Raw genomic sequence first — 17,369 nt, 5'->3', positions numbered from 1 at the left:
CCTGTTGCGCATCGCGCAGGCAGTCAACATGCGGCGCGAGAATTTTAAGCGCAAGATAAAGGCGGCAAGTAGTATGCGCGAATGTTGAAATTTTAATATGCGATAGCGTTAAGGCTGATTGTTATTTATGAAATAAAATTTTAAAACCAAACCAACACGAAAGGAAAAACATGGGATTTTTATCCAAAGACGAGGAGCCGCAGAAGCAGGGCGCTAAAAAGGCGGCGAAGCAACCGCCGATCTTGATGAAGCAAACGCAAGAGGTGATCACCAATATCGAGAAATATCTGGGCGCACCGCTGCTTACCTACTTCAATTCGGGCGCGGGCAGCGTCTGCGGTAACGACGCGATCAGTATCAACGACCACCTCAAGGGCAAGCATTTCGAAAAGCTCTATCTTTACATCAAATCTGACGGCGGCAGCGGCATCGCATCGCTTAAGATCGTCTCGATCCTGCGTAACCACTGCGACGAGCTGATCGCGCTGGTGCCGGCAAACTGCGCTTCGGCGGCTACGATGATGGCGCTTGGAGCGAATAAAATTTTAATGGGGCCGCTAGGATACCTAACGTCGGTCGATACTTCGCTACGCCACGAGCTTTCGCCGGTTACGAACACCAACGACCAAGCCAACGTTTCGATGGACGAGCTAAGCCGCGTGGTGAAGCTTTGGAAAAATAACGAGCGCCCGAACGACGAGAACCCGTACAAGGAGCTTTACAAATATATCCATCCGCTCGTTTTCGGCGCCGTCGATCGCGCAAGCAGCCTGTCGCTTAAAATTTGCCGCGAAATTCTGCGCTACCACTTCGAAGATGAGCAAAAGATCGCCTTTATCAGCGACAAGCTAAACAGCGGCTATCCGTCGCACGACTATCCGATCTTATTCAGAGAGGCTAACGAGCTTGGGCTTCAGGTCGAGAAGATGGATACGCGCCTAAGCGAGATGCTTCAAATTTTAAACGAGCTCTACGCCGAGATGGGGCAGCGCACTTTCACCGACTTCGACGAGAACAACTACCACGACAATAACATCGCCAATATCATCGAAATTTCGGGATGTCAGATCTACTATCAGATCGACAAGGATTGGTTTTACCGCGAGGAGGAGAAGCGCTGGATCGTGCTAAACGACGAGAGCTCGTGGCGCAAAAACGAACTCGACGGCAAAAATATCAAAAACAGCATCTATTATATTTAGTGCGGTTTTTGGGTCTTGTGCCGCTTTAAATTTACGGCTTGTAAAATTTAAAGCGGCGCATAAAATTTAAACGAGCAGCAGCGGTAAGGTGCGATTGATGATGACATAGCCGCGCTTATGGACGAGCTGGAAAATAGGATGTGCAGGTAAATTTAAAATTTTAAAAAGCGGCAAAAGCAAGCGCCAACCTAGCTTGGCGATAAAAGCTGCGCCGTGAAATTTTAAATTTAGCCGATTCGCGCCGATTTTTTCGGCTAAATTTACGCTGCGGTTTAAATTTACATTTTGCGTTGCGGCTTTTAAATTTAGTCTTTGTAAGCGGCGCAAAATTTTAAAATTTACGTCCGCGCGGGCAACGCGGCGGCATTTGAAAAGTAAATTTAAAATTTGCGCGCGGTAAATTTAGCAAATTCCGCTTTGCCGATTCCGCTTCATAAATTCGGCAAAATTTTAAAATTTAAAGGATTTTTGCGATGAAATTTTTTATCTCGTCTCTGTTTTTGGCTCTGTCGCTGCTCGGCTGCGCGGGCAAAAACTCGCCCACAACCGATAAAACCTACGTTCTTTCAAACGAGCTTGGAGATACGAAATACGCTTTTTACGGCGGAAATCTCTACGAAAACGGCGCGATTTTAGGCCCTTACGAAACGCGCGGAGATGCGAGGCTTGCGATTTTAGGCGGTAGCGGCGCAAATTTAGACAAAAATGCAAAGCTCATAAAACTATATTTTTTCGAGCGCAGATACGGCGCGATCTACACCGCAAGCCACAAAAAGGGGGTCTGCGCCGAGTATAATAAGGGAAATTTCGTAGATTTTCAAATTTTATTTAATATTTTTCAAAGCAAAGAGTGGTTTAATTATAGCGGCGGTATCTCTCCGGGCGGCGAGAGGCTAAAAGAGCTGAGTTCGGCGCGTATGGCGAAATTTAAAGGCGCAAAGCTCGGCGCAGCAGATGAAAAAGCAAGGCGCGAGTATCAAAAGGCTCGCCGTGAGGCGATTTTGTATTTTCAGCTTAATGCAAACGACATGCGCGAGCTGATTTTTAAAAAATTATGCGAATAAATTAAAAGGAGAAAAGATGAGAGCGTTAATCAGCGTCAGCGATAAAGAGGGCGTCGTAGAGTTTGCTCGCGGGCTACAGAAGCTCGGATTTGAAATTTTAAGCACGGGTGGCACGCATAAACTGCTTTTGCAAAATGGCGTGAAAGCAGCGGAAGTGAGCCAATACACGGGTTCGCCCGAGATGTTTGAGGGGCGGGTTAAGACCCTGCATCCAAAGATCCACGGCGGAATTTTGTATAAGCGAAACGACGTAAATCACGCAAGTCAAGCTGCGCAGCACGACATCGGCGGCATCGATCTCGTGTGCGTAAATCTATATCCTTTTAAAGCGACCGTAGCTCGCACCGACGATTTTTCCGAGATTATCGAAAACATCGACATCGGCGGGCCTGCGATGGTTCGAAGCGCGGCTAAGAATTTTGCGAGCGTCTATGTCGTCACGAGTCCGCTTGATTACGACGCGGTTTTGCAAAATTTAAACAGCGCGGACGAGAGCGAGAAGCTGAAATTTAGGCAAAATTTGATGATTAAAGCTTATGAGCACACCGCAGCCTACGACGCGATGATCGCAAACTATATGAACGAGCGCTTTAACGGAGGCTTCGGCGCGAAAAAATTTATCACGGGCAGCAAGGTATTCGATACTCGCTACGGCGAAAATCCGCACCAAAAGGGCGCGCTGTACGAGTTCGAGGACTTTTTTAGCAAGCACTTTAAGAGCCTAAAGGGCGAGGCGAGCTTTAACAATATGACCGATATGCACGGCGCGCTGATGCTCGCTAGCAGCTTCGGGGAGGCGCCCGCGGTAGCGATCTGCAAGCACGCCAATCCATGCGGTTTCGCCGTAAAGGGAAGCCTGCTTGAAAGCTACGTAGAGGCGCTAAAATGCGATCCCGTAAGCGCATACGGCGGCGTCGTGGCGATAAACGGCGTTTTGGACGAGGAACTAGCGCATAAAATTAATGAAATTTTTGTCGAAGTTATCCTTGCCGCCCGCGTTACGCCCACGGCACTTGCGGTATTTGAAAAGAAAAAGCGCATTAAAATTTTCGAGCAGGGCGGGGAGTTTTTAATTCGCGAAAACGACAAGTATGATTTTAAATTCATTGACGGCGGCTTTGTGTATCAGCAGCGCGACTACGTGGGCGCGGGCGAGGTCGCAAATGCCCGCTGCGTCACGGGGCGCGCGGCTAGCGAGAGCGAGCTTGATGATCTAAAAATCGCGTGGCAGATTGCCGCACTTACGAAGAGCAACTGCGTAGTTTACGTCAAAAATCGCGCGATGGTCGCGATCGGCATGGGTATGACGAGCCGCGTGGACGCCGCACGTGCAGCAGTGGCCAAGGCTCGCGACGTGGGCGTCGATCTGAGCGGTTGCGCGCTTGCCAGCGAGGCATTTTTCCCGTTTAAAGACAGCATCGAGATCGCCCATGCCGCGGGCGTTGCGGCGGTGGTGCAGCCAGGCGGCAGCATCCGCGACGATGAGGTGATCGCAAGCGCCGATGAGTTCGGCATGGCGATGTATTTTACGGGAGTGCGCCACTTTTTGCACTAAATTTTGCTCGCCTGCGTCGGAGCGGATCTTGTTCGATAGCTTCGCAACTTTTTATGCCGTTGCAAATCTTGAAAACCGCGCCGGAGCGGATCTCGTTGCTCGCTGTGTATCGGCCGCGGCGCGGACCCCGGTTGCGCTCCGATACGCGGCGAGCGTGATGCCAATCGGACTACTTGCGCTTTGCCATACGGTTGTGCGGCGACGATTTAGCTGTGCGGCATATCGTTTTGTAGCGGGCGCGGTGCGGATCTAATGCACGGTGCTTTGTTGCGCGCCAACGCGGCGCAGACCCGGCTGCTTGCGCTTCACTACAGCGACTGCACGGCGCAGGTCCTACTATCTCAGCTACGAAGCCGTGCACGATGTAAATGGCTGCGCTCCGCTACGTAGCTGAGGCAGTGCGAATCCGACTGTTCGCGCTTAGTTATATTACTGCGCGGCGCGGGTTTAGCTACGCGATATGGCGCTACGTATCGGTGCGGCGCGTAAATTTTAAATTTAATCGCGCACGCAGCGGATGGGTTCGCGCCTCGTCGCCGCACAACGGCGTAAATTTTATCTCGCGGTACCCATTTTGCGTCGAAATTTGAATGCTAAAGCCGTGTCGTAATAGCAGCTTTTCGGCTTCGTGTCCATTTTACGTCGAAATTTTGACGCCTCTTTGCGGTAGATACGGCGTCAGAGTAAATTTAATAAGGCGTATCGTCGCGATCGATGCGCCTTATAGATAAATTTTAATCGCGCGGCAAGCGGATGGACGCCGTGCCGCAACCTAAGCGGCGTGTAGAAAATTTAGCCGCGCGGTGGATAAGTGCCGTGCCGCGATCGCAGCGGTGCGTAGATAAAATTTAATCGCGTAGTAGAGTAGCGGGCGCAGTGCAAAGCTTCCGTCCCGCGAGCAGTTCGTGCCCTCGCAAAACGGCGCGCGGTAGAATTCGGCCGCGTCGTAAAACTCGCAAAGGCGCTAAATCAGGCTCAGATTACGTTTGCGCGGCGGTAAAATTTTAATTATCGTGACGGTAACAAAATCTAGCCGCGAGGCGCGACAATAAAATTTCGCGCCGCAATAGGGCGTATCAAAATCTCTAAAATCCCCACGTAAGCCGCGCGAATGGATAAATTTCATACGAGCCGTAGCGCAGGCGAATGGACGGCGCAAGGGTCTCGCTCGTAAAAGGGACAAATTTCATCATAGCGTGAGGGCGATGAAATTCTAACCCTATAGCGGTAGTAAAATTTTAATTCTTGCCGCGGCGATCAAATCCAACCGCTCGCCGCGCTAGCGAAATCCGCCCCCCCTCGCTGAAGCGGTAAAATTTTAATCTTGGCGGCGGCGGTAAAATTTCAGCCCTCGTTATAGCATAGAATTTTAACCGCTTGCGAGGAGGTAAAATTCCGATGCTGCAGCGCGCTGCGAGGATAAGATAAAATTTTGATCTTGCGCCGCCGCAGCGATAAAATTCTAATTCTGCGGCGACGACGAGCCGAAAGCTCCGATCCTGCGGCGATAAAATTTGGGTAGCGATCCGCCGTAAGCGATAAAATTTCTCTCTTTCACTCTCGCTTCATTTAGAGATTGTAAAATTGCGCAAAATTTAAAACGAAAGGATCAAATATGAAAATTTCTAAAGTTTTAATCTGCCTCTTTGCCTTGGCGATGGGTTATTTAGTCGCGCTAAATGCCGCAGACGGCAGCAGCGCGGCGGACGCAAATTTTAAAGTTAAAGGAGGCGGCGTGAACGCAAACGTAAAAGAAATTTATCTGGCAGGCGGCTGCTTTTGGGGTATGGAGGCGTATTTCAAGCAGCTTGACGGCGTAGTCGCTACGCAGGTGGGCTACGCCAACGGCAAGAGCGATAAAGCAAGCTACGAGGGCTTACATAGCAGCGATCATGCCGAGACGCTACACTTAAAATACGACGCCAATGTCATCAGCGAGCCTGAAATTTTGGCGCATTATTTCCGCATCATCGATCCGTTCTCGATCGACAAGCAGGGGGGCGACCGCGGTCGCCAGTATCGCACGGGCATCTACTACACCGACGAGGCGAGCGGCGAGACGGCGCGTAAATTCGTAGCCTTTAAGCAGAGCAAATATGATGAAAAGATAGCGGTCGAGGTTATGCCGCTTAAAAACTACGTTAAGGCGGAGGATTACCACCAAGACTATCTAGACAAAAACCCTGGCGGATATTGCCACATCGATCTGCGCCTTGCTAAAAAGCCGCTTGAGGACGATGAAAAATTTAAAGTGCAAAGTAAGGAGGAGCTGAAGAAAAATTTGACCGAGCTTCAGTATCAAGTCACGCAGGAAAAGGCGACCGAGCAGCCGTTTTCTAGCGAATACGACAAGAATTATAAAAAGGGCATCTACGTCGACATCGTGTCGAAAGAACCGCTCTTTTCCTCTACCGATAAATACAACTCCGGCACCGGCTGGCCGAGCTTTTCAAAGCCGATAACGACCGATGCGATCGCCTATGCGCGAGACGACAGCCACGGTATGCAACGCGTCGAGGTCTCTAGCCGCGTAGGAGGCAGCCATTTAGGACACGTCTTTGAGGACGGACCGAGGAATAAAGGCGGTATGAGATACTGCATCAACGGCGCGAGTTTGGAATTTATACCGCTTGAGGAGATGGACGCGCGCGGCTACGGCGAGTATAAAATTTACGTAGAGTAAGCGGCGGTTTCGGGATTGGCCTGCTTATTGGGCGGCTTCTAGTTTAGCTTGCAACCAAGCAGTTTCGGGACTGGCTTGCGGCTTGGGCGATTTTGAGGCTAGCCCGCTTGCCGGGTGGCTTTGAGATCGGCTTACGACCGGATCGGACGGCTTCGAGTTATGCTTACGGCTTGGGTAGGTTCAGAATTAACCTGCGGCAGGGCGGCTTGGAAGCGGGTCTGTGACCGAGCGATTAACGGCTCGGTTCGCAATTAGTCGGCAATTTGCGGCTAGATCGTCTAGCTCGTTAGCCCGTCTGCTTATTTGCGGATCAGTCCGCTCGGATTGCAATCAGTTGGGGATTTGCGGCTCGGTTCCCTCGGTTCGTTAGTCGGGCCCGCTCATTGTGGTGGACCAAGCGGTTTTGAAACCGGACCGACGACCGATTTAGCGCTTCGACGATCCCTTGATTTAACGACAGGTTTGTTTGCGACCGATCTTTTCGATTTTGCTAGATCGTTTGCTTCGGCGGGCTGCTGGTTTGTGGCCGGCTTGCTGCCGATCGGTCCTGTAATGAGCTCGTAACCGATCCCGGGGTTGGTCGGCGATCGGTCGGTGCAGCGGAATTTAAACAAAGCGGGGGCGGTTCATCCTCCGCCTTAGCGCTCGGCAAAATTTGTGCGATAGAATTTAAACGAGGCGAGGGCGGTTCGGCGGCTCCGAATAGAATTTAATAGAGTGCGGCTGCGGTCGCACCGCTGCCAGAATGAACGCGCCACGGAGAAGCCGTGCCGTGGATGGAATTTGAGCTCGCATTGCTTAAATTTCATCGCCGCAAGCCGTGTCGGTTTTGCGGTCGGTCGGCGGTTTGACGATTTATCGGCGGATAAATTGGCTTGGCGGCTACGGATGGAATTTTAAAATTCCAAATATGATAAAAATTTAGCGGTAGTGGAATTTTAAAAATTTATCGATACGGAATTTCATGCGGCGCGAGCCGCTAAATAAAAATGCGCGGACGCAGTCCGCCCCGCTAGCGTCGTCGGAGGTTGGGTGGGGTTTGGGGCGGGAAGGGGAGCGACCTCGCAATTGGGGCCCCCTTCCCGCCCCAAGAAACAGAAAATACGGCATAAATTCCACAAGCCGTGGATTCGGCGATAAAATTTTGAAATTTTATCTCTTAAAATATAATAAGCGTAGCGTGCTTAGCAAGAGATGCGGCGTAAAATTTGAAATTCTGCAACGAAAACGGCGTCTATGCAATGCCCGCTCTGCATCCGCGTCGCAAATTTTAAATTTAGGATAAAATTTTGACGACGCACCCCCGCGCAAAATAGAAAAACTCCCGCATAGATCACTAAAAATGGCGCGATTATCGCATAATGTATGATGAGCTCGAAAAAATTGTCTTGCTTTTGGGTTCTTTAAATTTTAATTCTAGCGGCTCGTTCGAATCAAACGGCGTGTTGGAGCGCAAGATGTGCCTCGGACTAAACATCCAGCGCACGAAGTCTATTTTATTGCGCTGCATATAGTCTTTGCCGATCCCGCATACGCCGTTTATATAGCATACAAAGCCAAAGCCGCCGAAAAACAAAATGAGCCCGATGTCGATCAGCCTATCCGCCATAGCGATCTTTCCTTTGCTATTTAAATTTAGAAATTTAGCCCGCCGTATTTGCTCTCGCCGTTTGCCTATTGAAATTCTAATTTCGCGGGATTGCACTCTTTGTCGGCTTTGCAATCTTGCAATTTTTTGATGATTTTATTGAAATGTTCTTTATCGTGCGCCAAATCTCGCGTCATCGTCATATATTTTATCACCTCTTCTATGTCTAAATCATAGTAAAAATGAGCTCCTGCACAAAGTAAGCAAAAATCTTCTATTTTGCCTACTTCGCAAGCTCTTATTAATCGTTTTAATCCAATTGACGGCCTATTTGTTCTAAATAGAATTTCACTGGATAAACCGCACGCCAAGGAATTTTCAATTTGATCCTTTTCAAAGCAACTCCTATCCGCAATATTTAATAAATTTTGACAAGCGCTATATTTTCCATCGCCGAAACCGCACTCCTTTATAAGTCGTGAAATTTCTAATTAATAAATTTTATCGCAATAGTCATAGATATGGGAAGGTAGGCAGCGACCGACTGCATTCGCGTATTCTCTTGCGGACAGCTTAAAAAACTCGTCGCTTAAAATTTTAACTTCCGTAGAATTTTGTCCTTGCGCCTCGCTCGGCTCCGTATCTTGCATCGCAAAAGCAGCCCCACTAAAACCGAGCCACAGCGCAAATGCTAAAAAGACCTTTTTCATTTTCCCTCCTTCATTTATTTCATTATTCGCTTATGATACCTAAAAAGCGATAAATTTTATTTATTTTGCATAGGATTCGGGCTGCGAAGTTCTAAAATTTTTAGGATATTTTAAATTTGACTTGCGGAATTTTAAGTAAGCTAAATTTTAAATTCTAAGATGCGAGCAGAATCCTTAGTTAAATTTTGGCGCGATACAAGGTAAATTTGAGTAGGCTAAAATTCTTGCACGTTGGAATTTAAACAAAAAACTAGGCGTCGCGATCTGGCAAACACAAAAATGCGAAGCTAAAATTTATCGCATGTCGAAATTTAAACCGCCTTTTGGCTAAATTTAAGCTAAAAACGCTATAATCCCGTTTCTTTTATTTCGTGCGCTCGTAGCTCAGCTGGATAGAGCATTTGATTGCGGTTCAAAAGGTCGGGGATTCGAATTCCTCCGGGCGCACCATCCACAAATATCTTTTTAAACCGAGCTTCGCTATAATCTGTGAAATTTTAATCTTGGAGCAAAAATGAGAGCATTCGCCGAATGGGAGGAGCAAGAGGCGCTTTTGGCGTCTTTGCCGCATGCAGGTACCGACTGGGCGCCGTATTTGGGCGAGATACGGGCGGCTTATCGCGACTTTATCGCCGCTGCAGCGAGGTTTGAGCCTGTCGTTGCGATCGCGCCTAGCCGCGAGGATTTTGAGCAAATTTGCGGCGGCTTAGCAAACATCAGCTTCGCGCAAATCGACACCGACGATACGTGGATCCGCGATTACGGCGCGATCGATGTGGAGGAGGGCGGCAAAATTACGGGGCTAAATTTTCGTTTCAACGCCTGGGGCGGCAAATTTGCAAGCGCCAAGGACGATGCGTTAAATTCTAAGCTTTACGCCGCGAACGCCCGCCCGCTGCGAGACGTAGATCTGATCTTAGAAGGCGGCAGCGTCGATTTTGACGGCGCGGGCACGATGCTAACTACTAGCGCGTGTTTGCTGAACGAAAATCGCAACTCCCTAAGCAAGACCGAACTGGACGCGCGGCTGCGTGAAATTTTTGGCCTAAAAAAGATAATCTGGCTAGAGCGCGGCTTCATAAAAGGCGACGATACCGACAGCCACGTCGATACTCTCGCACGCTTTCTAAGCCCGCACATCGTGGCTATTTCGTCGTGCGATGATCCGAGCGATCTGCACTACGCGGAGCTTGGCGCGATGAAGGATGAAATTTCATCGCTCGAATACGACGTGATCGAGCTGCCGATCCCGCGCGCGATCTTTTATCAGGGGCGCAGGCTGCCCGCGACTTACGCAAATTTCGTCTTTTTAAACGGCGCGCTCATCGTGCCTACCTACGCAGACCCCGCAGATCCGCACGATCCAAACCGCGCCGCGGACGAGCTGGCGCTGTCGCGTCTGCGAGCGACGTGCGCGGATCGCGAAGTAGTGGGAGTAAATGCGCGCGTTTTCATTCGCCAAAACGGCTCGCTGCATTGCTCGTGCATGAATAAATTTAAACTTTAAATTTAGATCGAAGGGAAAATATGAAAATTCTAAAAGTTGGACTGATTTCGCATAAATTTGAAGGCACCAAGGCGCGCACGATAGCGCGTAGTATCGAGCTCATCGCGCGTGCAGCGGCGAATGGCGCGCAATTAATCGTTTTGCAAGAGCTTCATCAGACGCATTATTTTTGCCAGCGCGAAAATACCGAAAATTTCGACTATGCACAGGATTTCGAGCGTGATTTGCGGCTGTGGAGCGAGGTGGCGAAGAGATTTGGCGTGGTGCTGGTAAGCTCGCTTTTTGAGCGCCGCGCCGCGGGGCTGTATCACAACACCGCCGTGGTCTTCGAGCGCGACGGCTCTATCGCGGGGCGGTATCGCAAGATGCATATCCCCGACGATCCGCAGTTTTACGAAAAATTTTATTTCACGCCGGGCGATCTGGGCTTTGAGCCCATAGATACGAGCGTGGGACGGCTCGGCGTGCTCGTGTGCTGGGATCAGTGGTATCCCGAGGCGGCGCGCGCGATGGCGCTACGCGGTGCCGAGCTGCTCATATATCCGACCGCGATCGGGTGGTTCGACGGCGACGACGAGGACGAAAAGGCGCGTCAGCTAGAGGCCTGGGTCGCGGTACAGCGCGGGCATGCGGCGGCAAACTCCCTGCCCGTAATCGCCGTAAATCGCGTGGGCTTTGAAAAAGCCGCGCTTAGCGAGGCTTCGCCGGATGAAATTTTATCCGGGGGAAATGAAATTTCGGCAATAAGCGACGGCGGAGCAGCCAGCGATAAAATTTTGCGCTCCGCGGATGCGAGCGACGATAGTAAAATTTTAAGCGAGGGCGGAATTTTATCTTTTAATAACGGGGCGCTAACGGGTAGCGACAAAATGGCGATCGGCAGCGAAATTTTACCAGCAAAGGATGAGGCGGCACGAGAGAATTTAAAGATTTCGATAGAGATCAAATTTAACGGCGAAACTTTAGAGGTGTTGCCGAGTAAACAGCGTGTAGAGCGGCTTGCCAGCGAAGAGGGGATTAGGTTTTGGGGCAATAGCTTTGTTTTCGGCGCGCAGGGCGAACAGCTGTTTCGCGCAAACAGCACCGATGAGCTATGCGAAGTCGTAACCATCGATATGCAAAGATGCGAAAACGTGCGCCGCTGGTGGCCGTTTTTGCGAGATAGACGCGTAGAGGAGTATGGAATTCTTACGAAGAGATACGGGCTGTAGTATCCTGCATCTCGAATAGACATATGGCTTATCACCTGATGTGCGATAATGAAAGCAAATTATTTTTATGGTATCTATGTGCAGAGGCGCCGTCGAAATACATTAATGGACCAAATGAGCTTAAAATTTTGATTTTAAAATGCCCGCAAAATCGGACTTTGTAAATAAATTGTAAAAAATTTGCCAAAAACTATTGACAATTTTTAAATTTTTCTCTATAATTCCGCCAAGTTTCGCATATAGGTATGCGGGATGAATTTTATTTAAGGAGTAAACCATGAAAAAAGGTTTTACTATGATCGAGTTGATCTTCGTTATCGTTATTTTAGGTATTTTGGCAGCTGTTGCTATTCCAAGACTTGCAGCTACTCGTGATGACGCTGAGGTTTCTAAGGCAGCTACAAATATTCAGACGCTTATAACTGACTTAGGCTCTTACTATACTTCACAAGGTGAATTTGCTGGTACTGCATCATCGGCGACTGCAAGTATGACTAATGTACCAAATCCTATTAAAGTAAAAAGTCAAGTTTGCTTAACTGTAAATAAGTATGATAATGCTAAAGGCGAGGCTAGTATGACTATAGGTGAAACTGGTGCTTTATGTAAAAGAGTATGGGAAATGCCTGGTGTATCACAAGTTAAAGCCGCTATTAAAAGCACAGCTGGAAATAAAACTACAAATACCTATAAATTTGGTGGTAAAGGTGTTCAATACGAATAGTAGATTATCTTAAATAATCTTATTATTCTACCCTAGCTTCGGCTAGGGCTTTTTTATTTCAGTATTTAGTATTGCTATTTGATCTGCAAATTTATAAATTTTTTTAAGCCTGCTTGCTATTTTTTTTGTAAATCTATATGATTTTTAGAATTTTAATACTTATCTTGGGGGCACAGCATACGGTTTTATCTAAATATAGATAATTTTGCAAAATAAATATTGATATTTTATTATTTACGGACTTGACTTATAATAGCAATTTATGTATAATGCTTTTTTTTTAAAAGCTGGGGTATAGCCAAGCGGCAAGGCAATTGGTTTTGGTCCAATCATTCGGAGGTTCGAATCCTCCTACCCCATCCATTCGCGAATGATATTTCAAAATTTATTCGCACTTCTTGTATCGCAGAGTAGAGCAGTGGTAGCTCGTCGGGCTCATAACCCGAAGGTCGGTGGTTCAAATCCACCCTCTGCAACCAATATCTTTAAATTTATATCACAGCATCGTGACTTCAAAATTTTATTCTTGAATTCATTGCGGTATAAGAAAAATGTGTTTTATCTAAATCAGAGGATTTTATCTACTAAATTTATTTTTAAACTAATAGCTTAAAATTCATAAAGTCATCAAATAAGATACATCAAACTCCTTAAATCGTAAAATTTGCCGATTTGTCTAAATCTATGATTTACATATATTGCACACTAATCTTGTTAATAGCACTATCAAGTATTGGAAGGAATTAAATTTACAAAGAGTTTCTATCGTGACGTTAAAATTTTAAAGGTTCAAGATAAGTTAAAATTCCTTGAAAGTTTTTAACTTTTCTTGAGTCAAATTTTATTTATCCGCTCGCTCACTGCAAAGACGGAAGTCATGAAAACTATTCTTCATCTATGATTACCCATCTTTTTCCGGATTCTTCATCGTATTGCTTTAAAATTTCTATTATTCTATTCTGCAATATTTGCAAAGTTTCCATATATTTTGTAGGAATTAGCTCAAAAATATCCTCTAATTCACAGCATTCGATTATTATATCTATAATGCGTTCATTAACCTTATTTTTTTCCAAATGCGTTGAGATATAGGGTGAAAACAAAATTCTTTGGCTTTCATCTATGGTAATCGCTTTATGTTCTAATGCCCGTAATGAGCCCAGCGCTATTAGCAAAACAGCCCTCTCGCCCACAATATCAATATTTTTCTCTAATATCATTCGTCTCGCTCCACTCGTATTTAATTTTATCTAAAATCATATAAATCTTCTCTTTGTCTATCTTCCCATAAAGGCAAGGGTTTGCCAGCTCAAATATGATCTCTTGCAAAATTTCATCCTCATATCCTATATCCTCGCGGCACTCGATTAAATTTGCCCACTCCCCAAGGAGATCATATGAAATTTCTTTATCGACGACTCTATTTAAGATGTTTGCAATGGTATTTTGAGTTATTGTTACAAGCTCCGATTCGCTATTAAAGCCTATCTTTGCCAAGTCGCTTTTTATCGCGCTTATATCTTTAGTAAAATTTATAAAATTTAATAAAATATCTATTTTAGCCATCAACGCTGTATTTACCCTTTCGTCCTCGCGCATCTATAACCATATCCTTATATTTTTCATAAAGCCTCGGTTCTAAAATTTTAAATTTCACAGCGTTTCTCCTTGATCCTTTCCAAATTTAACGCCTTTTCCAATCCTCTTTCTTCACGCCGAATTCAAAATTTAACCCGTTTAAACGCACCCTCTATGCTTTTATGAAATTTCCTATACGCAATCCAATTAAAATTTTCATTTGGGCACCCGCCCAGGGCTAATGACCGGGCAATATGCAAAGTCATCTCCGTTTCTAGCGCGATAATTAGTGATATATTCGATCGCTAATTCGAATGCATTGTCATCCCCCTCGTTTGTACACCAGCAATCGTATGTGATTATGGGCTCATTGCCGCTTAGGCGATATACATCCCCTCCGACGATAAGCATATCTCTATCTCTTGCGATTTTTAGTACCTCCATTACATCGTCAAATCTCCAAGCTATAGCATAAATTCCGTACTCCTCCCTTAGGCGTATACCGCGCTCTAGCAGATCCTGCGGTACGATATTTACGTAATCCTCATCTATAAATGACATAATTCGCTCCTTTTAAGTATAAGATTATTGCCATTGCCATTTTTCTATATCGTCTTTTTTTACAAAAACCCCTAATGTGAAAAAAGCCCCCGAATTAGTCCCTTATTTTTTCGGAAGTAATTATACTACAAACAAAAATAAAAGGAAAGAAAAATAATCGAAATATAAGATAAGCACCTATATACGGGAATTTAAGAGAAGTAAAAAGAAGCGATTGAAACTTAAAGATAACTTAATTGGTGGAGGTGTGCGGGATTGAACCGCAGTCCGAAAACAAACGACCAAAGCCTCTACATGTTTAGCAAAAGTGAAGTTCTCGCGCAGGCTCGCTCACTTTCCAAAACGACCCGCCGGCGCAAAGACTAGGATTTCACCCTACGGCTCGTCACGCCGCAGAGCTACGCTATCGCAGATTACCCGCCGCCGCGCTTAGATAGTATCGGCGCAGAGCAGGGCTCGACTGGACTTACGCAGCTTTAGCGTAAGCAGGAGCAAATTTAACGTTGTTTGCGTTTAAATTTAGTTTGGATTTTATACGCTGTATCCAAAGCGACATGCCGCCTTGACCCATCCGTTCCCGTCGAAGCCAAGTCACCCCCGAAAGAATGAGCGCGCATTTTACTTTAAAATTTTATAAATGTCAAATTCGGCTTATGCTAGAATTGCGTTCAAATTTTAACCAAATCAAGGAGCCAAAATGTCAAAAATCACGCTTTCTAAATTATACGAGATGAAAAAATCCGGCGAGAAGATCGTGATGATCACTGCCTATGACGCGCTTTTTGCTAAAATTTTCGACGACGAGGTCGATATGGTGCTCGTAGGCGACAGCCTAAATATGAGCTTCGGCGGGCACTCTGAGACCCTGGGCGCAAGCGTGGAGCAGATGATATATCATGCGCGCGCCGTAAGACGGGGACTAAAGCGTGCGTATATGGTCGTAGATATGCCGTTTTGCTCGTGCGCGACGCCAGAGCTTGCGCTGCAAAACTGCGCCAAAGTCTATGAGAGCACCGGCTGCGACGCCGTCAAAATCGAAGGCGGCGCGCATATGGCAGATACCGTGGCGCTGCTTAATCGAAACGGCATCGCCGTGATGAGCCACATAGGGCTAAAGCCGCAGTTTTCGCGCTTTACGGGCGGCTACAAGGTAAGCGGACGCGGAGAGGAGGGTGCGCGCGAGGTCTTAAGCGACGCTAGAGCGCTTGCCGAGGCGGGCGCGGTGCTACTGCTGGTCGAGGGGACGATCTGCTCGGTCGCAAATCAAGTGGCACTCGGCACCGACATGCCCGTCATCGGTATCGGTGCGGGCGCGGGTGTGGATGGACAGGTGCTTGTGTGGAGCGATATGTGTGGATTTTTCACGGAGTTTCGGCCAAAATTCGTTAAGCGCTATTTAGACGGCGCCGAGCTGGTAAAAGGCGCGGTGCGCGAATACGCGCGCGAAGTCAAAGAGGGGGGCTTTCCGAGCGAGGAGTTTGAATATAAGCAGTAGTGGGATTTGAGCTAAATTTTAAAATTTACGCGCCGAAATTCTAGTCATAAAGCTCCGCTTGTCTTAAATTAACGCTTCGTTTTTGCGCCGCAGGCTATGTAAACAGCTCGCGTCGCTTGAAATTTATCGGCGAGAGCTATTCGAGCGCTTTAGCTAGTGCGAGAGATCACAGGCGCTTTGGGCGGATACTCTGCGCGGTATTTTATACGGGCGGCGTCGCGCGAGAGTTTATGTGCTTCCGCTGCGGGCGCTATTCCTGTCGCCGACTGCAATTCGCGAGCGCTTTTTTTTGAAAGTTCTCGTGCCGCAGCTCTAAAATACGCTATGAGCGCTAAATTCTACGCACGCAGCCGTAGAGTTCAAACATAAACCAGACGTCAGGCCTAAACGGCTTATAAAATTTAAGGAGAAAATTTGGCTAAAGCTTTAAAAACCTTCATAGCCGTGGCTCTGGGCCTACTCTTTTGCGTAAAGGTGCTGCCGATTTTGGCGGTATTTTTTGCGTTTAATTCTTTCTTTGATAAAGATGATATGGAACTAGATAAAGCTCCGCTGATGCAAAACTACGAGCAAAATCGCAAGAAATTCCTAGACCTGTTAGCTTTTGCAGGTCGCAACTTCCCTAAAAATTTGCGCGTTACAATCCAGAGCACCTACGGCGATGAGTATATTTGGATCGATTTGGACGGCAATGAGACGAAATTTTATTCAAATTCCATTTTCAGGGATAATGCGCCGAGTATCGGCGATGGGCTAAAGCTCATCGGCTGGGACAAAAAGACGTTTGCAGAGCTAAAGTCAAAGCTTGCGGCGATAAACGCTAGAACCATCGTGCTAAATAGAAGCGGTGATAGCGGGGTGCCCTGGGCGAGCATCACCTACAGCTATATGGAGCACTTTGCCGATAGCTATGAGTTTTATGTTCTCAATAGTCCAAAACTCGCCGAGCTATATGCCAAGGGCTGCTCGAAAAAATTTCAAAAGGACGGCGTAGTATTTTTGTTCGAAAGCACAATGTCCGGCTCATATAGAGCGTTCTGCGATGGCGACGACGATAATAAGAGCGTTTTGATCGAAGAGCATGATTTGTAGAACTAGGTTCGCGCAGGAAAAATTTAGCGTCTTAATTTGGGGTGCGATCGATAAGGCGGCGCGAGATTGCGCGGCTAAATTTAATCGCACGAGCCTGCGTTGAGCTTAGCGGCAAATTTTAAAATTCACGCTAAATTCTAAGTCTTCTTGGAAAATGAAATTTCGCGCGAAATTTTACCTAGTCGCGCAAGGCAGAATTCTGCATAAAATTCTACGCAGAATTTCTTGCAAAATTTTAACCGACTACGCGAGATAAAATTCTAGACGGCTGCGTGCCGCAAAGCTTGAAGCGTAGAATTTAAAGCCTTGCTGCCGCAAAACAAAATCCGCATTAAAATTCTACGAGATAAAATTTTGCCGCAAAATTTCGTTGCAAAATTCCAGGCGCAGAATTTAATA

14 protein-coding genes, 3 tRNA genes and 1 other RNA gene are annotated in these 17,369 nt (G+C 46.9%); 12 read left to right on the top strand and 6 right to left on the bottom strand.

All coding sequences use genetic code 11. The features are described 5' to 3' along the window. Nucleotides 1-170: 170 nt before the first annotated feature. The 4 genes from QZ367_RS04190 to msrB all read left to right on the top strand — a co-directional run bounded on the left by QZ367_RS04190 (nt 171) and on the right by msrB (nt 6,504). Nucleotides 171-1,202 (top strand): hypothetical protein, encoded by a 1,032-nt coding sequence (locus QZ367_RS04190; RefSeq protein ID WP_291937834.1) that lies wholly within the window; start codon nt 171-173, stop codon nt 1,200-1,202. 473 nt (nt 1,203-1,675) lie between these two features. Beyond that, a complete protein-coding gene (locus QZ367_RS04185; RefSeq protein ID WP_291937831.1) occupies nt 1,676-2,266 on the top strand; it encodes a hypothetical protein in 591 nt (196 codons plus the stop codon). Between the two features lie 16 nt (nt 2,267-2,282). Next, a complete protein-coding gene (purH, locus tag QZ367_RS04180; protein ID WP_291937828.1) occupies nt 2,283-3,821 on the top strand; it encodes a bifunctional phosphoribosylaminoimidazolecarboxamide formyltransferase/IMP cyclohydrolase in 1,539 nt (512 codons plus the stop codon). A gap of 1,615 nt (nt 3,822-5,436) precedes the next feature. Continuing rightward, complete coding sequence (msrB, locus tag QZ367_RS04175; RefSeq protein ID WP_291937825.1) at nt 5,437-6,504, top strand: peptide-methionine (R)-S-oxide reductase MsrB; 1,068 nt, start codon at nt 5,437-5,439, stop codon at nt 6,502-6,504. 1,351 nt (nt 6,505-7,855) lie between these two features. Here msrB and QZ367_RS04170 read toward each other — a convergent pair. Together QZ367_RS04170 and QZ367_RS04165 are read right to left on the bottom strand one after the other, a co-directional pair. Then, nucleotides 7,856-8,113, bottom strand: coding sequence for a hypothetical protein (locus tag QZ367_RS04170; RefSeq protein ID WP_291937822.1), 258 nt, complete (start codon nt 8,111-8,113; stop codon nt 7,856-7,858). Nucleotides 8,114-8,583: 470 nt separating this feature from the next. Then, on the bottom strand, nt 8,584-8,802 hold the full coding sequence (locus QZ367_RS04165; RefSeq protein ID WP_291937820.1) for a hypothetical protein: 219 nt from the start codon (nt 8,800-8,802) through the stop codon (nt 8,584-8,586). A 373-nt stretch (nt 8,803-9,175) separates the two neighbouring features. Here QZ367_RS04165 and QZ367_RS04160 point away from each other — a divergent pair. The 6 genes from QZ367_RS04160 (at nt 9,176) to QZ367_RS04135 (ending at nt 12,723) form a co-directional block, all read left to right on the top strand. Then, a tRNA-Arg gene (locus tag QZ367_RS04160) sits at nt 9,176-9,252 on the top strand. Between the two features lie 64 nt (nt 9,253-9,316). Further along, a complete protein-coding gene (locus QZ367_RS04155) occupies nt 9,317-10,309 on the top strand; it encodes an agmatine deiminase family protein (protein ID WP_291937817.1) in 993 nt (330 codons plus the stop codon). 20 nt (nt 10,310-10,329) lie between these two features. After that, complete coding sequence (locus QZ367_RS04150; RefSeq protein WP_291937814.1) at nt 10,330-11,520, top strand: carbon-nitrogen hydrolase; 1,191 nt, start codon at nt 10,330-10,332, stop codon at nt 11,518-11,520. 277 nt (nt 11,521-11,797) lie between these two features. Next, the gene (locus QZ367_RS04145) at nt 11,798-12,244 is read left to right on the top strand and encodes a prepilin-type N-terminal cleavage/methylation domain-containing protein (RefSeq protein ID WP_291937812.1); all 447 of its coding nucleotides are present in this window, start codon (nt 11,798-11,800) and stop codon (nt 12,242-12,244) included. 288 nt (nt 12,245-12,532) lie between these two features. Next, nucleotides 12,533-12,607, top strand: a tRNA-Gln gene (locus QZ367_RS04140). Nucleotides 12,608-12,648: 41 nt separating this feature from the next. Beyond that, nucleotides 12,649-12,723 (top strand) — tRNA-Met (locus QZ367_RS04135). A 405-nt stretch (nt 12,724-13,128) separates the two neighbouring features. On the opposite strand, the gene QZ367_RS04130 is transcribed toward QZ367_RS04135, so the two are convergent. The 4 genes from QZ367_RS04130 to ssrA all read right to left on the bottom strand — a co-directional run bounded on the left by QZ367_RS04130 (nt 13,129) and on the right by ssrA (nt 14,982). Continuing rightward, the gene (locus tag QZ367_RS04130) at nt 13,129-13,464 is read right to left on the bottom strand and encodes a DUF3969 family protein (RefSeq protein ID WP_291937809.1); all 336 of its coding nucleotides are present in this window, start codon (nt 13,462-13,464) and stop codon (nt 13,129-13,131) included. Then, complete coding sequence (locus QZ367_RS04125; RefSeq protein ID WP_291937806.1) at nt 13,442-13,843, bottom strand: hypothetical protein; 402 nt, start codon at nt 13,841-13,843, stop codon at nt 13,442-13,444. The genes QZ367_RS04130 and QZ367_RS04125 overlap by 23 nt, the downstream gene beginning before the upstream one ends. A 195-nt stretch (nt 13,844-14,038) precedes the next feature. Further along, complete coding sequence (gene imm40 / locus QZ367_RS04120) at nt 14,039-14,383, bottom strand: Imm40 family immunity protein (protein WP_291937803.1); 345 nt, start codon at nt 14,381-14,383, stop codon at nt 14,039-14,041. 237 nt (nt 14,384-14,620) lie between these two features. Continuing rightward, nucleotides 14,621-14,982, bottom strand: a transfer-messenger RNA (tmRNA) gene (ssrA, locus tag QZ367_RS04115). Nucleotides 14,983-15,080: 98 nt separating this feature from the next. Between ssrA and panB the strand changes: the two genes are divergently transcribed. Both panB and QZ367_RS04105 read left to right on the top strand, forming a co-directional pair. Beyond that, entirely contained in the window at nt 15,081-15,878 is a 798-nt protein-coding gene (gene panB / locus QZ367_RS04110; protein ID WP_291937800.1) for a 3-methyl-2-oxobutanoate hydroxymethyltransferase, read from the top strand. A gap of 414 nt (nt 15,879-16,292) precedes the next feature. After that, nucleotides 16,293-16,970 (top strand): hypothetical protein, encoded by a 678-nt coding sequence (locus QZ367_RS04105; RefSeq protein WP_291937797.1) that lies wholly within the window; start codon nt 16,293-16,295, stop codon nt 16,968-16,970. Nucleotides 16,971-17,369: the final 399 nt, after the last annotated feature.

Source organism: Campylobacter sp. (assembly GCF_019423325.1).
Taxonomy (GTDB): domain Bacteria; phylum Campylobacterota; class Campylobacteria; order Campylobacterales; family Campylobacteraceae; genus Campylobacter_B.
The sequence above is the reverse complement of the archived record's forward strand: the minus strand, read 5'-3'. Positions and strand labels throughout refer to the sequence as shown.

Coding starts and splice junctions, on each gene's coding strand:
- QZ367_RS04190 (WP_291937834.1), top strand. CDS start 171: ATGGGATTTTTATCCAAAGACGAGGAGCCGCAGAAGCAGGGCGCTAAA.
- QZ367_RS04185 (WP_291937831.1), top strand. CDS start 1,676: ATGAAATTTTTTATCTCGTCTCTGTTTTTGGCTCTGTCGCTGCTCGGC.
- purH (WP_291937828.1), top strand. CDS start 2,283: ATGAGAGCGTTAATCAGCGTCAGCGATAAAGAGGGCGTCGTAGAGTTT.
- msrB (WP_291937825.1), top strand. CDS start 5,437: ATGAAAATTTCTAAAGTTTTAATCTGCCTCTTTGCCTTGGCGATGGGT.
- QZ367_RS04170 (WP_291937822.1), bottom strand. CDS start 8,113: ATGGCGGATAGGCTGATCGACATCGGGCTCATTTTGTTTTTCGGCGGC.
- QZ367_RS04165 (WP_291937820.1), bottom strand. CDS start 8,802: ATGAAAAAGGTCTTTTTAGCATTTGCGCTGTGGCTCGGTTTTAGTGGG.
- QZ367_RS04155 (WP_291937817.1), top strand. CDS start 9,317: ATGAGAGCATTCGCCGAATGGGAGGAGCAAGAGGCGCTTTTGGCGTCT.
- QZ367_RS04150 (WP_291937814.1), top strand. CDS start 10,330: ATGAAAATTCTAAAAGTTGGACTGATTTCGCATAAATTTGAAGGCACC.
- QZ367_RS04145 (WP_291937812.1), top strand. CDS start 11,798: ATGAAAAAAGGTTTTACTATGATCGAGTTGATCTTCGTTATCGTTATT.
- QZ367_RS04130 (WP_291937809.1), bottom strand. CDS start 13,464: ATGATATTAGAGAAAAATATTGATATTGTGGGCGAGAGGGCTGTTTTG.
- QZ367_RS04125 (WP_291937806.1), bottom strand. CDS start 13,843: ATGCGCGAGGACGAAAGGGTAAATACAGCGTTGATGGCTAAAATAGAT.
- imm40 (WP_291937803.1), bottom strand. CDS start 14,383: ATGTCATTTATAGATGAGGATTACGTAAATATCGTACCGCAGGATCTG.
- panB (WP_291937800.1), top strand. CDS start 15,081: ATGTCAAAAATCACGCTTTCTAAATTATACGAGATGAAAAAATCCGGC.